10 protein-coding genes are annotated in these 13,963 nt (G+C 62.2%); 3 read left to right on the top strand and 7 right to left on the bottom strand.

Annotated features, from left to right (window positions below; all coding sequences use genetic code 11):
- Positions 1-404 precede the first annotated feature (404 nt).
- Complete coding sequence (locus tag AQ996_RS08940; protein ID WP_055252545.1) at positions 405-1,211, top strand: DUF6273 domain-containing protein; 807 nt, start codon at positions 405-407, stop codon at positions 1,209-1,211.
- 93 nt (positions 1,212-1,304) lie between these two features.
- Here the strand turns inward: AQ996_RS08940 and AQ996_RS08935 are convergent, their stop codons facing one another.
- From AQ996_RS08935 to AQ996_RS08920, 4 genes are all read right to left on the bottom strand, one after another.
- Entirely contained in the window at positions 1,305-3,452 is a 2,148-nt protein-coding gene (locus AQ996_RS08935) for a Tex family protein (RefSeq protein WP_055252544.1), read from the bottom strand.
- 186 nt (positions 3,453-3,638) lie between these two features.
- The gene (locus AQ996_RS08930) at positions 3,639-4,679 is read right to left on the bottom strand and encodes a Gfo/Idh/MocA family protein (protein WP_055252543.1); all 1,041 of its coding nucleotides are present in this window, start codon (positions 4,677-4,679) and stop codon (positions 3,639-3,641) included.
- Between the two features lie 69 nt (positions 4,680-4,748).
- Complete coding sequence (locus AQ996_RS08925) at positions 4,749-6,005, bottom strand: MFS transporter (RefSeq protein ID WP_055252542.1); 1,257 nt, start codon at positions 6,003-6,005, stop codon at positions 4,749-4,751.
- A 65-nt stretch (positions 6,006-6,070) separates the two neighbouring features.
- On the bottom strand, positions 6,071-6,952 hold the full coding sequence (locus AQ996_RS08920) for an SDR family NAD(P)-dependent oxidoreductase (protein ID WP_055252541.1): 882 nt from the start codon (positions 6,950-6,952) through the stop codon (positions 6,071-6,073).
- A 232-nt stretch (positions 6,953-7,184) separates the two neighbouring features.
- On the opposite strand from AQ996_RS08920, the gene AQ996_RS08915 reads away from it, so the two are divergent.
- Both AQ996_RS08915 and AQ996_RS08910 read left to right on the top strand, forming a co-directional pair.
- Positions 7,185-8,063, top strand: a complete 879-nt coding sequence (locus AQ996_RS08915; protein WP_055252540.1) for a LysR family transcriptional regulator — start codon at positions 7,185-7,187, stop codon at positions 8,061-8,063.
- Between the two features lie 120 nt (positions 8,064-8,183).
- A complete protein-coding gene (locus AQ996_RS08910; protein WP_055252539.1) occupies positions 8,184-9,275 on the top strand; it encodes a GGDEF domain-containing protein in 1,092 nt (363 codons plus the stop codon).
- 220 nt (positions 9,276-9,495) lie between these two features.
- Here AQ996_RS08910 and AQ996_RS08905 read toward each other — a convergent pair whose 3' ends face one another.
- From AQ996_RS08905 to AQ996_RS08895, 3 genes are all read right to left on the bottom strand, one after another.
- Positions 9,496-11,436, bottom strand: a complete 1,941-nt coding sequence (locus tag AQ996_RS08905; RefSeq protein WP_055252538.1) for an ABC transporter ATP-binding protein — start codon at positions 11,434-11,436, stop codon at positions 9,496-9,498.
- Entirely contained in the window at positions 11,429-13,186 is a 1,758-nt protein-coding gene (locus tag AQ996_RS08900) for an ABC transporter ATP-binding protein (protein ID WP_055252537.1), read from the bottom strand. Before AQ996_RS08900 ends, AQ996_RS08905 begins: the two co-directional genes overlap by 8 nt.
- A gap of 114 nt (positions 13,187-13,300) precedes the next feature.
- The gene (locus tag AQ996_RS08895; protein WP_055252536.1) at positions 13,301-13,729 is read right to left on the bottom strand and encodes a MarR family winged helix-turn-helix transcriptional regulator; all 429 of its coding nucleotides are present in this window, start codon (positions 13,727-13,729) and stop codon (positions 13,301-13,303) included.
- Positions 13,730-13,963: the final 234 nt, after the last annotated feature.

Below are 13,963 nucleotides of genomic sequence, written 5' to 3'. Positions count from 1 at the left end.
CCCGACGTCGTACAAAGCGTTTCCAGCCATAAAAAGGCCTCCCATTTCTTGTGTCCAAGAAATGGGAGGCAGTTCAGACGACGCTAAAACGGGGGCTGTTTTTGACGTTATTGTCTCTGTGGGGCGTTCAGAGCGGCGGAAATTGCAGAATACTCGCGATTTTGCACGTCGCGAGAGGGGGGACCCTTGCTTTGGGCGGTTTACTCGCACCGCACGAGCCCAGATCGGTGCTGTCTCTTTGATGGGGCGGTGCCTTTTTGCTGCCGACGTGGGCGAGTGGACGACGACAGCGGGGCCGTGCCTCCGCTCGCGCAGGACTTTTCGCCTTCGGGACATGTTGCGCAACAAGTTTGGTTGCCTTGGGCCTAGCCTTAACGTGTGAAAAGCGAAAGGAAGGAGATTCCATGTTCTGCCCCAAGTGCGGTACCAAGAACATTGACGAGGCCAGGTTCTGCGGCGCATGCGGCACGCCGCTCGCCGCGAACGCCGGCATGCCCGCGCCGCGGGCGGCGAACGCCTATACGCCCGCGCCACGGGTCGCCCGGGTACAGCAACCTGCCGCGACCGGCGGCAAGAATGCCCTGCCCCTCCTCATTGCCGGCGCCGCCGCCACCTTCATCGTCGTTGTGCTGATCGCCGTCTTCGTCGTCGTCCCCGCGTTCAACAAGAACCCCTTCAAGGGCTGCCAGGTGGGCGACGTGGTTGAGTTCGGCTCCTACGAGCAAGACGGCAACACCTCGAACGGCAAGGAACCCATTGAGTGGCGCGTCCTGGCGGTCGAGGGCAACCGTGCCTTTGTCGTAAGCCAGAAGGCCCTTGATGTCCATGCGTTCAATGCGGATGAGGATGACGTCAACGACTGGAACTCCTCAGACCTCAAGAAATGGCTCGAGAACGTTTTCGCTTCCCAGGCCTTTACGGGCGATGAGATGAAAGAGATTAACGGCGCTCCTACGCTGCTTTCTGTCGACGAGGCAAATAAATATTTCAAGTCCGACAACGATCGCATCTGCATGCCGACCCAGCAGGCCGTGAGCAACGGTGCTTGGACATTGGATGATAACGGCCCGTGTATCTGGTGGCTTCGCTCGCCGGGTGACGGCTCGTACCTCGCGGCCGGCGTCAATGCGGACGGCCACGTGGTCTCCAGCGGCTACCACCTGTCCTTCCTCGACCTCGCCGTTCGCCCCGCTTTATGGGTTAATCTGTAATCTAATAATCCTCTAATTTAATCTTCCAAAAAAGAGGGCCCGGACGTCCGTTGAGACGTTCGGGCCCTCTGCTCATGGCATGTCTTGTGCGCGCTACTTCCCCTGCACCATGGTGAGTGAGATTTTCTTGCGGTCGCGGTCGACCTTTTCGACCCACACCTTGACCGTGTCACCGACGCGCACCACGTCGCTGGGGTGCTTGACGAAGCGGTTGGCCAGCTTGGAGATGTGTACGAGGCCGTCCTGGTGCACGCCCACGTCGACGAAGGCGCCAAAGTCGACGACGTTGCGCACCGTGCCCTTGAGCTCCATGCCGGGCTCCAGGTCGTCGATGGAAAGCGCCGAGCGGCTAAAGACCACCTCGGGCGCATCGTCGCGCGGGTCGCGACCGGGCTTCTTGAGCTCGTTGACAATGTCGATGAGCGTTAGGGTGCCGCAGTCCAGGTCGCTTGCCAGCGCCGAGATGCTGCCCAGGCGGCGCTCAATGTCGGGCACGCCGCCGCGGCTGAGTTCGCTGGCTTTAACGCCCGCGCGCTCCAAGACGGATGTGGCCACCTCGTAGCTTTCGGGGTGGACGCTTGTCGCATCGAGCGGGTTCTTGCCACCGCTGATGCGCAAAAAGCCCGCGGCGTTGAGGTATGCCTTGGGTCCCAGCTTGGGGACCTTCTTAAGCTGGCGGCGATCGGTGAAGGCGCCGTTTTCCTCGCGGAAAGCCACGATATTCTTGGCCACGCTCGGCGTGATGCCCGATACATATCCCAGCAGGCTCGCACTCGCAGTGTTTACGTCGACGCCCACGCGGTTGACGACGTCCTCCACCACGTGGCCCAGGGTGCGCGAAAGCTCGGCCTGGTCAAGGTCGTGCTGGTACTGGCCCACGCCGATGGACTGGGGCGGAATCTTGACGAGCTCTGCCAACGGGTCCTGCAGGCGGCGGCCCAGGCTCATGGCGCCGCGCACGGTGACGTCCAGATCGGGATATTCCTGGCTGGCGAGCTCGGAAGCGGAGTACACCGACGCGCCGGCCTCGTTAACAATGGTGTATCGCAGCCCAGGCGCCTGCTCGGCAATGAACTCCGAGACGACTTCCTCGGTCTCGCGGCTGGCGGTGCCGTTGCCGATGACGATGGTGTTGACGCCATCCTTTTTGACGAGGCGGGCGAGCTCGCGTTTGGTGCCGGCGACGTCGTGGCGCGGCTTGGTGGGGTAGACCACGCCGTGGTCAAGTAGCTTGCCGGTCTCGTCCATGACGGCGACCTTGCAGCCGGTGCGGTAGCCCGGATCGAGCGCGAGTACGCGGGCGCCACGGACGGGGCGTGCCGAGAGCAGGCCTTCGAGATTCTTGGCAAAGACGTTGATGGCCTCGGTCTGGGCGCGAACGGTGAGTTTGGCGCGGGCCTCGCGCTCCAGCGAGGGGGCCATCAGGCGCTTGTAGCCGTCGGCGATGGCAGCATCGAAGATGGGAGCAAACACGCCCTGGCGACGGGGCCAACGGCCGCCGAGGCGTGCCGTGGCGGCAGCGCCGTCGACGTTCACGCGCACGCGGAGCTTGCCCTCGCGCTCACCGCGGTCGATAGCCAGCACGCGGTGGTTGGGAATACGGCGCAGCGGCTCGTCAAAGTTGTAGTAGGGCTCGTAGGGAGTCTTCTCCGTGGGGTCGGTGGCCTCGACGACGATATCGGCGGTGTTTTGCGTAAAGGCGCGCAGGTCGGCGACGTTCTCGGGATCCTCGGCCACCGTCTCGGCCACGATGTCGGCGGCGCCGGCAAGCGCCTTCTCGGGCGTGTCGAAGCCGGCCTCCTCGTTGACGTATGTTGCGGCGGCGTCGAGCGCGCTGCCCTTGGCCGAGGCCTGCATGATGATCATGTTGGCGAGCGGCTCCAGGCCGGCTTCGCGGGCCTTCTGTGCGCGGGTCATGCGCTTTTTGCGGTAGGGCTTGTAGAGGTCCTCGACACGCTGGAGCTGCGTGGCCTCGCGGATCTGCTGCTCGAGCTCGGGCGTGAGCTTACCCTGGGCGTCGATGAGCAGGATAACGTCCTCTTTGCGCTGCTCAAGATTGCGCAGGTATGACAGGCGCTCGTCGAGGGCGCGCAGGGCGACGTCGTCCATGCCGCCCGTGGCCTCCTTGCGGTAGCGCGAGATAAAGGGGATGGTGTTGCCCTCGTCGATGAGCTTGACGGCCGCTTCGATGTTGGCGGCCTTAAGGTTGAGCTCGCGGGCGAGCTGGGCGATCAGGTCCATGGGACTTCCTGTCTGTGAGTACGTTACAGGTGCATGAGCCACCCAGTCTACCACCCGCCCGCGCGCCGCGGCTGCAAAGAAAAGCCCTGCGGGCAGGAGGCTGCTCGCGGGGCAAAGAAGAGGGGCTTATTTGTGGCGGACCGAGGGACTCGGCATGGGGTTTCTGCCGCGGCCGCTCTCAAGGCATTACAGCTCGACGAGCTGGCCGGTCTCGGCGGCCTCCTTGATGGCGTTGAGAAGCGTGAGCGTCTTGACGTTGTCGGCGGGGGTCACGACGGGCTTGACCTCGCGGCGGACGACCTTCACAAAGTGCTTGAGCTGCATCTTGTGCGGCAGCGCCGGGTCGACGGCCGGAATCTCCATCTGCAGCGGCTTGTGCCAGTTGGAGGCGCCGTCGTAGGAGAACTGGTGCAGGCGGGGCAGCGAAAGGGCGCCCAAGGTTCCGCCGATAAAGTAGGCGTCAGCGTCGAAGGGGCGATACTGCGGATCCTCGCGAGCGGTTGCCTCCCAGTTCCAGGGGCTGGCGGTGGCGTCGGAGATGGTCATGCTTGCGAGCGCGCCATCGGCAAAACGGACGTTGACCACGGCGGAGTCCTCGGTCTCAAAACCGCGGGCGGCGCTGGACTGCATGCCCTGGACGGCAACGGGCTCGCCCAGCAGGTAGCGGAGCAGGTCGACGTCGTGCACCAGGTTGACCAGGATCGGGCCGGCACCCTTCTTGCGGCGCCACTCGACATCGAAGTACTCGTCATTCTTATAGATCATATAGTGGAAGCTCGACACGGTGAGCTTGCCCAGCTCGCCGGACTCGATGATCTCCTTGGCCTTGTTGACGAAGGGGTTGTGGCGACGGTGCTGACCCACGAGCACGGGCACGCCGGCGGTCTCGGCCTCGGCGGCGAAGGCCTGGGCATCCTCGAGGTCGTTGGAGATCGGCTTTTCGACCAGCGGCACGATGTTGCGCTTCACGGCCTCGCGGGCAACGCCCAGATGCAGGTCGTTGGGCGTGGCGATAATGACGGCCTCGGGCTTGACCTCGTCCATCATCTGGGCGGGATCGGTGTAAAACGGCACGCCGGCGGCCTCGGCCGTGGCGCGGGCGCCCTCAAAGGCGTCGGCGATGGCGACGAGCTCGGCCTCGGGCTCCTCGGTGACAAAGCGGATGTGGTTGCGGCCCATGGCGCCGGCGCCGATGACGGCAATGCGGACGGGGTTGAGCTCAGACATTTCGACTCCTTAATACTGGTGGCTGGTGGAATGCGACAAAGGGACGGTCCCTTTGTCGCATCGGTAAAACTAGGCGGACTTCTTCTTGCTGTCGGAGACCATCATGTAGACGGTGAGCACGACGGCAATGGCGGCGATCACGATGGCGCCGTAGAAGGACTGCTGGTAGGCGGCGCTGCCGGCCTCGGCGTGATACAGCACGGCGGTGATGGGCTGGCTGATCCAGGTAGAAGCGGCGTAGCCCAGGAACATGATGCCGTAGTTGACGCCGATGTTGCTGGTGCCAAAGGCGCCACCGGTGAGCGGCGGGTAGATGACGAGCAGGGCGCCAAAGCTAAAGCCGAGCAGGGCGAGCGCCACAAAGAACATGCTCTGTGTAAAGCTCATCGACATGATGACGAGCGCGACGATGGTGACGACAAGGCTGATGAGCAGCGACTTGTAGGCGCCGAGCTTGTCGATGATCTGGCCAAAGGACAGACGGCCGACCAGGTTGGCGCAGGTGTTGACGGAGACCACCACGCCGCCGAGGGCGACAGCCGCGGCGCTCGTGGGGTCGGCGAAGAGCTGGACGGCGGCGATGGAGGCAACCTTGCCCACGAGCAGGGTGCCCGCGGTGGCGGCAAAGGCGAAGGTGACGATGAGGACCCAGAAGCGCGGGGTCTTGACCATCTCGCCCGGGGTGAGGTCACCGAAGGTGCCGGCGTGCGCGCCGCCCTTGGGGGCCTCGAAGCCCTCGGGCAGCCAGCCGCCCTCGGGGGCCTTCAGGAACAGGGCGGAGGCGGCGATCGTCACAAAGAAGATGACGCCGAGTGCCTTGAGGGCGCCAAAGATGCCCAGGCTCGGGATGAGCAGTGAGGCGAGCACCGGGGACAGCACGGCGGGGCCGGCGGTCGAAGCGGCGAGCGTAATGCCGGAGGCGAGGCCCTTCTTGTCGATAAACCACTTCTGACCCGTGGTGAGTGCCGGGTTGTAGCCCAGGCCGTTGCCGATGGCGGCGACGAGCGAGAACCACAGGTAGAACTGCCACGGCTCGGTGACGGTGCCGGACATGAACCAGCCCAGGCCGTAGCACACGGCGGCGGCGATCACGACGTTGCGCGGGCCGATCTTATCGGAGATGCGGCCGGCGAAGATGCCCGTCACGGCCATGATGGTCTGAAAGACCGGGAAAGCCCAGGTAAGGGCGCTGGACCACTCGGGGTAGACGGCGAGCAGGTTCTTGCTCACGACGGAATACAGTGCGATGGAGCTAATGAAGAACATGGTGACGCACGCGGCGGAAAGCACGACGGCGCGACCCTTGTTGGAGTTGTTAGAAGCCATTGGACTCTTTCTAATCGATGCGGGGGAGGGGCGGACGTCACCGCGAGCCTCCCTGTCGGGCTGGTCTACTGGTCAGTCGGCTTTGCGACGCCGGACTCGTCGGACCAAAGCTCGACACCCTTGTTCTTGAGGTAGTTGTCGGCGTATGCGCGACGGCCGCCGGGCTTGGCGGTGAGGTCGCCCATCATATTGGAGAAACCGCCATCGACCTTGATGGCGTCGCCGGTGGTAAAGTCCGAGCGCTTGGACGCCAGGAACATGACGGCGTTGGCGATATCGCTGACCTCGCCGATGCGGCGCGTGGCGATCAGGCGGCTGCGGCTCTTCTCGACCTCGGGGTCGGCGTAAAAGCTCGCCGACATGGGGGTCTTGACAAAGCAGGGCTCGACACAGTTGGAGCGCACGCCGTAGGGGCCCCACTCGGCAGCCAGCATCTTGGACATCATGTTGACGCCCGCCTTGGTGGAGCTGTACACGCCCGAGAACGTCTCGGGGGAGTGGCTGGCAACAGTCGAGATGTGCACCAGGCGACCCTGGCCGGCCTTGATCATCTCGCGACCAAAGCGCTGCGAGGTGATGAAGTAGCCGGTGAGGTTGACGTTGAGGACCTCGTTCCAGTCACTCAGCGGCAGGTCTTCCATGGCTGCGAAGCGCAAGATGCCGGCAGTGTTGACGAGGACGTCGACGCGGCCGAAGTCGGCGATGGTGGCATCGACGGCGGCCTGAACCTCGGCCTCGTCGGTGGCGTTCATCTTGTAGCCCTCGGCGTGGATGCCAAACTCGGCGGCGAGGTCGGCGGCCGCAGCCTTGACCTTCTCCTCGTCCAGGTCGAGCAGGACGACGTTGGCCCCGTTGCGGGCGAACTCGCGGCAGATCTCGACGCCCATACCGCCGAGTGCGCCGGTCACGGCGCAGACATCGCCCTCGAGCTTAAGCCAATTGCTCATAGGAACTTCCCTTCTTGTGCCTCCTGTGGGCCGCTCCCATTAATTGACCCACGTGGTTTTCGCTGGTTATCGTATGCTTTGGATTTGCGCAGGTGAATTGCATATTTGTTAGAATGGCGTTAACCGTAGGTTTACACTGTGCATTGAGGTTTGTTCTCAATTGAGCGCGTGACCTGCCAAAACGACCCCCTGCGGCCGCGCATGGGCATACGTCTGGAAACGGGAGATTGACGTGTACGATCGACGACTTGAGGCCATATCGGCCGCCGCGGAGCTGGGAAGCTTCTCGCGTGCCGCGGCAAAGCTGCGCGTGTCGACGCCGGCACTCGTCAAGCAGGTTTCGGGCTTCGAGGCCGAGTTCGGCATCACACTGTTCGAGCGGTCGCACTCGGGCGTTAAGGTGACGCCGGCTGGTGCGCTACTGGTGGACGACGCGCGCTCGATCATGCGCCAGTCCGAGGACGCACTGCGTCGTGCCCGGCGCGCGGCGGGCGATGGCGGCGCCGTGCGCTTGGGCGTGTCGATGATGTGCCCGGGGCGCCAGACGCTGTCGATGTGGACGGACGTGCACGAGCTGGAGCCGTCGTTGCGCTTTGAGATTGTGCCGGTGAGCGATCTCTATGACGAGCGCGAATCCGTCATGCGCAGCCTGGGGCGCGAGGTGGATGTGGTGCAGTCGGGTTTTTCGACCCCGCGCTGGGGCGACGCCTGCCAAAAGCTCCTCATCGTCAACGTGCCGTTTTATATCGATGTGCCCCGCACAAGCCGGCTCGCGCGCAAGACGCGCATTACGGTCGCCGACCTAGAGGGCATGCGCCTGCGCGTGCTCCGTCACGGTAACGATGCCATGGACAGCCTGCGCATCGATCTTCTGGCCGACGGCGGCGTGGACGTGATTGACGTGGACGGCTTTGACTTTGCGCTCTTTAACGATGCGGAGGAAAAGGGCGATGCGGTGCTCACCTGCGGCGCATGGTCGGGCGTGCACCCGGCCTTTGTGGGCGTGCCGTTCTTGTGCGGTCGTGAGGTGCCAGTCTATTTGCACTACCCGCTCGAGCCCACCCTCCAAGTCCAAAAATTCGTCAACGCCATGGCCCAACTTCTCAAATAGCTATCGTGTCGATGATTCTTTAATCCCCGTCCTAGAAAAATCATCTGGTAGAGTTGGCCTCACGTGAATTTCAGCACACTGCGTGCCGCCAGAGCTTTTGCCATTTTGGGGAGTGAACTTGTGAATACTTTTGTCGCCAAGAAGGCCAGCCAGGCGGTGCGCCTTCTGATGATGGCGCTCACGGCAGTTCTTATCTTTTTCTTCATCAATGTCATGTTGCTCGTCTCCGACATCCAGGGCACGGCGCGCGTGGTCAACTATGCCGGCCTTGTGCGCGGCACCACGCAGCGAATCGTTAAACTCGAGGACGCGGGCCAGCCACAAGACGACCTGCTCAAGGCTGTGGATTCATACATTAATGGTTTGCGCTACGGAAGCGACGACCTCAATCTCGTCCGTCTGGATGACGATGAGTATCAGGCAAAGATGACCGAACTTGCGAGCTATTTTGACAAGCTTCGCACCGAGATCGCCCGTGTGCGCGAAGTCGGCTACGAGAACACCGACATCATCGCCATGAGCGAGGAGTTCTTTGGCATTTGTGACGATGCCACGAGGCTTGCGGAGGACTACTCCCAGGAGAAGGCCACGGCGCTCAATCGCCTTGAGGGTTTGGTGATTATCGACATCGTGGGCCTGGTGGCGACCTTTGCGGTCGAACTTGCTCGCGCGGTGCGCACTGCCGCGCTCAATCGCGAGCTGCAGAACAAAGTCTATCTCGATGAAGCCACGGGACTGCCCAACAAGAACAAGTGCGAGGAAATCTTGGGGCAGGGGCATCCCGTTTCCGCCGAAGCGCCTGTTGCGCTGTGTGTTTTCGATCTTAACAACCTGCATACGGTCAATAACAGCTTTGGCCACGAGAAGGGTGACGAATACATCCGTTCTTTTGCCCAGCAGCTGGGGTGCGTGGCGTCCGAGACCTGCTTTGTGGGCCGCGACGGCGGCGATGAGTTTATTGCGGTGCTGTGGGATGCCGATCGAGCTGCCGTGGAATCCTGTCTCGCTCGGATTCGTGCGAACGTGAGCGAGTATTCCGAGGCTCACCCCGACATGCCTATCAGCTACGCGGTGGGCTATGCGCTTTCCAGTGATTTTGATGAACCGCCCACGATGCGCGAGCTCTTTTCCCAAGCCGACAAAAACATGTACATCGACAAGAACCGCATAAAGACGGCCGAGGCAGCCGGGCCGCAACGCGAGGACCGGTAGGCCTGTAACAGAGGACGGCTACAAAACGAGGCCCTGGCCAGTTGGCCAGGGCCTCACAAACTTTTATTCCGTTCTAAACGACGGGCTAATTGCGCGCAGGAGGGCGCCCCGAGGGCGGCGGGGTATTTCCTCCGCGCGCAGTTTCGCAGCGCAGCGAGAATGTTTGAGCACGGAGGAATTACCCCGCCGCCCTCGGGGCGCCCTCCGTCAGTAGCCGGTCCTACTCGAGCTCAAACGCACCCGTATACAGCTGGTAGTAATACCCGCGCTTAGCAATCAGCTCATCATGGCTGCCGCGCTCGATAATCTGCCCGTGATCCAGCACGCAGATCAGGTCAGAGTTGCGCACGGTGGAGAGACGGTGCGCGATCACAAACGTGGTTCTGCCCTCCATCAGCGCATCCATGCCGCGCTGCACCAATGCCTCGGTGCGGGTATCGATGCTCGACGTGGCCTCGTCCAGAATCATCGCGGGCGGGTCGGCCACCGCGGCGCGCGCGATGCTGATCAGCTGGCGCTGTCCCTGTGAAAGACCGCTGCCGTCGCCCTCGAGTACGGTATCGTAGCCGGCCGGCAGCATGCGGATAAACCCGTCGGCGTTGGCCAGGCGCGCCGCCTCGATGCACTGCTCGTCCGTGGCGCCAGGGCAGCCGTAGCGAATGTTGTCCATGACGGTACCGGTGAACAGGTTCACGTCCTGCAACACCACACCCAGGCTCCGGCGCAGGTCGGCCTTGCGGATCTTGTTGACGTTGATGCCGTCGTAGCGGATCTTGCCGTCGTCAATGTCGTAGAAGCGGTTGATAAGATTGGTGATCGTGGTCTTGCCGGCGCCCGTCGCACCAACGAGCGCGATCTTCTGCCCGGGCTCAGCTTCGAGCTCGATATCGTGCAGCACGAGCTTTTGGGGCACATAGCCAAAGCTCACATGGTCGAGCATGATATGCCCCTTGAGCGGCACGAGCCCGCAGCCGCCATCGTGATGTGGGTTCTTCCAGGCCCAGCGCTCGGTTCGCTCGCTCGTTTCGACAAGCGCGCCGTCCGCGTCCTCGCGCACGTTGACCAGCGTCACGTAACCGTCGTCGGACTCGGGCTTCTCATCCATGAGCGTAAAGATGCGCCCGGCGCCCGCAAGCGCGATGATGATCGAGTTGAGCTGGTTGGACACTTGCGCTACGGGGTTCATAAAGTTACGCGTGAGCGTCAGAAACGACGCGATGGCACCGAGCGTGAACGTGTCGAAACCGGTAAGACCCAGGTTGGGTGTCCCTGCAATGGCCATGTAGCCGCCGAGCACAGCCACCACCACATAGATCAGGTAGCCAAGCGCGTTCATCATGGGCATGATCGAATTGCCCACGCCCTGCGCGTTCGTCGCAGCCTTTGCCCAGGCACGGTTGAGCTTGCCCATTCCGGTGCGTGCGGCGTCCTCGTGACAAAAGACCTTGATGACCTTCTGCCCGCCGACCATCTCCTCTATGTAGCCGTTGAGCGCGCCGAGCGTATCTTGCTGCTCGATAGAAAACGCCCCGATGACCCCCGTGATGCGGCCCACGAACACGAGCACCGCCGCCATGAGCACGCAGACTACCACGGTGAGCCCCACGCTCATCCAAAGCATGCACACAAAGACCGCGACCAACGTGAACACCGAGCTTACGAGCTGCGAGAGCGACTGCGCGATCATCTGGCGCAGGGTGTCGGTGTCGTTGGTGTAGAGGCTCATGATGTCGCCGTGCGCGTGCGTGTCGAAGTAGCGCAAGGGGAGCGTCTGCATGTGCGAGAACATATCGTCGCGGATGTGTTTGAGCGTGCCTTGCGCCACGGTGACCATCGCGCGGTTGTAGACGAGTGTGGCCACGACGCCCACCACATAGACAGCGCCGATGGTGATGAGCGCGTGCGCAAGGCCCGCCCATACGGGAGTGTCGGTCGCCAAAAGCGGGACGATGTAGTCGTCGATGAGTGCCTGCAAAAACATCGACGACGCGGCGCTCGCGATGGCAGAGAGCAGAATGCACGCGACGACGAGTACAAGTTGTCCTCGGTAGCAGGACATATACGAGAGCAGTCGCTTGACGGTTGCCATATCGAGCTGCATCGCGGGCATGTCGGCGCCCGCCGCGGCTCCGTTTGCGGGGCGTTTCTTCTGCTTACTCATCCTCTGCCGTTCCCTTCTGCTGCGACTCAAAGACCTCGCGATAGATATCGCTTGTGTGCAAAAGCTCTTCATGCGTGCCCACCGCGCTCACGCGGCCGTCGTCCATCACGACGATCTTGTCAGCGTGCATGACCGAGCTCACACGCTGCGCGATTACGATCTTGGTCGTGGAAGGCAGGTACTCCGCAAGGCCTTGCTGGATCTTTGCGTCCGTTTGGGTGTCCACGGCGCTCGTGGAGTCGTCGAGTACGAGCACGCGCGGCTTGGCCACCAGGGCGCGCGCGATGCAGAGGCGCTGCTTCTGGCCGCCCGAAACGTTGGTTCCGCCCTGCTCGATCATGGTCTGGTAGCCGTCGGGCATCTGGTCGATGAACTCGTTCGCGCAGGCGAGCTCGCAGGCGCGCACCAGCTCTGCATCGTTGGCCTCGGCGTCACCCCAGCGCAGGTTCTCGGCGATGGTGCCGCTAAAGAGCTCGTTTTTCTGCAGTACCATGGCCACCTGGCCGCGCAGCGCATCGAGGTCGTAGTCGCGCACATCGATGCCGCCCACGCGCACGGTGCCCGCGGTGACGTCATAGAGACGGGCGATGAGGTTCACGAGGCTCGACTTGGACGAACCCGTGCCGCCGATGATGCCCACGACCTCGCCGCTCTTGATGGTGAGGTTTACGTCCTCGAGCACGTTTTTCTCGGCCTTGCTCGCGTAGGCAAAGCTCACGTGGTCAAACTCCACGGAACCGTCCGCAACCTGCGTGACGGCGCGACCGGGCTCGGGGCTCGCGATGTCGCTCTGTTCGTTGAGTAGCTCGGCGATGCGCTTGGCCGAGCTCTGGGCAATCACGATAAGCGTAAAGACCATGGAGAGCATCATGAGCGCCATGAGGATTTGCGTGGCGTAGGTAAAGAGTGCGGTGAGCTGTCCTGTGGTGAGGCCGAGCGCGGCGTTGTTGCCCGAGGCCACGATGGCCTTAGCGCCGAGCCACGAGATGAGTATCATGCATGCGTACATGCAGGCCTGCATGAGCGGCGTATTGAGTGCGATGAGGCGCTCGCCGCGGGCGAAGTCCTCGTAGATGCGTTGGCTGATGCGGCCGAACTTGCCAATCTCGTGCTCCTCGCGGTTGAACGACTTGACCACGCGGATGCCTGCGACATTTTCCTGCACCACGTTGTTGAGCGTGTCGTAGGTAGCGAAAACGCGGTTGAAGATGCCGCTTACGCGCCACATGATAAGTCCGAGCGCGATAGCAAGGATGGGGATCACGGCCAGGAACACAAACGAAATCTGCCGATTGATGGTAAACGACACGATCCAGCAGAACGCGAGCATCACGGGTCCGCGCACGCCCATGCGGATGATCATCATGTAGGCGTTTTGCACGTTGGTGACGTCGGTAGTGAGGCGTGTGACGATCGAGCCGGTAGAGAACTTGTCGATGTTGCCAAAAGAGAAGGTCTGCACGTTGTCATACATATCGTCGCGCAGGTTGGCGGCGAAGCCCACCGAGGCGCGTGCGCCCATCCAGGCGCCGCCGGCGCCCACTCCAAACTCGAGAACGGCAAGGACGAGCAGGGCGATGCCAAGGCGCCAGACCTCGCCCATGTTGCCGGCTTGGATGCCGCGGTCGATGAGGTCGCTCATGACGAGTGGGATAGCGATCTCGAGTATCACCTCCAGGATTGAAAGCAGGATGGCGGTGACGGAGCTCTTGCGGTATTGCCGCAGGCTCCGTGCAAGCGTTCGTATCATGTATGTTCCTTTCTGTACGAATCGGGCAGAAATTATGTAGCAAGCTACGGAATAGGATGTAAAGAAGCCCGTCGCAGGCGGATCGAATCCGGTGGGCGACGGGTGCTATTGAGGCTACTGTTTGCAGACGTTGGCGTAGATTCGCCTGAGCATGCGGATGAGCTCCGTCTGCTCGCGTTCATCAAGGCCGGCGAGCAGCTCTCGATCGCGTTCGCGCATTGTGGCACGCATGCGATCACCGGCATCGTGTGCCTTGTCCGTAAGCTCAACGACCTTATTACGTCGGTCATCCTCGGCTACCCAGGTGCGCACGAAGCCGTTTTTCTCGAGCCGGCTGACGAGGCCGGAGACCGTTGGGTGAGAGACCTTGAGGCTAGTTTCGATCTCTTTTTGGAGCGCTCGGCCCGCGTGCTCGATGAGGTAGACGATCACCTGGCTTTGCGCAAAAGTGAGCCCTTGCTCCTTGAGGTCCGCGTCGGCAGACGCCTGCATGCGCTCGTTGATCACCTTAAACAGGGGTCCAGCAGCATCTTCGGGAACCATTCCAGCCACCATCCTTTCTGTAGCATGCTACGTTTATATCACAACCCGAAGCATGCGACAAATTTACACAAAAAGAGCCCCTGGCCAACCGGCCAGGGGCTCACAAACTTTTATTTCCTTCTAAATGACGGGCTGATTGCGCGCAGGAGGGTTCCCCGGGGCGGCGGGGTATTTCCTCCGCGCGCAGTTTCGCAGCGCAGCGAGAATGTTTGAGCACGGAGGAATTACCCCGCC

Source organism: Collinsella aerofaciens (assembly GCF_001404695.1).
Lineage (GTDB): Bacteria > Actinomycetota > Coriobacteriia > Coriobacteriales > Coriobacteriaceae > Collinsella > Collinsella aerofaciens_E.
Note: the sequence above shows the minus strand (reverse complement) of the source record. Positions and strands in the feature narration are given on the sequence as shown.

Bases quoted from the DNA above. Each gene is read 5' to 3' on its own strand.
- AQ996_RS08935 (WP_055252544.1), bottom strand. From the start codon at position 3,452: ATGGACCTGATCGCCCAGCTCGCCCGCGAGCTCAACCTTAAGGCCGCC.
- AQ996_RS08930 (WP_055252543.1), bottom strand. From the start codon at position 4,679: ATGTCTGAGCTCAACCCCGTCCGCATTGCCGTCATCGGCGCCGGCGCC.
- AQ996_RS08920 (WP_055252541.1), bottom strand. From the start codon at position 6,952: ATGAGCAATTGGCTTAAGCTCGAGGGCGATGTCTGCGCCGTGACCGGC.
- AQ996_RS08905 (WP_055252538.1), bottom strand. From the start codon at position 11,436: ATGAGTAAGCAGAAGAAACGCCCCGCAAACGGAGCCGCGGCGGGCGCC.
- AQ996_RS08940 (WP_055252545.1), top strand. From the start codon at position 405: ATGTTCTGCCCCAAGTGCGGTACCAAGAACATTGACGAGGCCAGGTTC.
- AQ996_RS08900 (WP_055252537.1), bottom strand. From the start codon at position 13,186: ATGATACGAACGCTTGCACGGAGCCTGCGGCAATACCGCAAGAGCTCC.
- AQ996_RS08925 (WP_055252542.1), bottom strand. From the start codon at position 6,005: ATGGCTTCTAACAACTCCAACAAGGGTCGCGCCGTCGTGCTTTCCGCC.
- AQ996_RS08895 (WP_055252536.1), bottom strand. From the start codon at position 13,729: ATGGTTCCCGAAGATGCTGCTGGACCCCTGTTTAAGGTGATCAACGAG.